Source organism: Marinomonas sp. ef1, from assembly GCF_002806845.1.
In the GTDB taxonomy this organism is placed as follows: domain Bacteria; phylum Pseudomonadota; class Gammaproteobacteria; order Pseudomonadales; family Marinomonadaceae; genus Marinomonas; species Marinomonas polaris.
Genome location: NZ_NHTT01000051.1, coordinates 1 through 231, shown reverse-complemented (window position 1 = coordinate 231; position 231 = coordinate 1). Strand labels below are relative to the sequence as shown.

At 36.4% G+C, this 231-nt stretch carries 1 pseudogene; it reads right to left on the bottom strand.

The features are described 5' to 3' along the window. Positions 1 to 231 (bottom strand): annotated as a pseudogene (locus CCS02_RS22530) (hypothetical protein); the annotation flags it as partial.

The window sequence follows — 231 nt, the reverse complement described above, 5'->3', positions numbered from 1 at the left end:
AAGCAAAGCACAACAGTACTAAACCATTGGTGATCCATTGACTGTAATGAACCTGCTCAGCTAATGACTGGCTGTCAATGAACAAACCAAGCCAGAGCATCAAGAGCACAGGGATATAGATGGATTTATATTGGAGTTTTGAAATCATTTGCAAATGATAAATAAACTTAACGACTGACACCATCAAAAACAAATACTTACGGTAATAGCTTACGATTAATATAGCGCTTT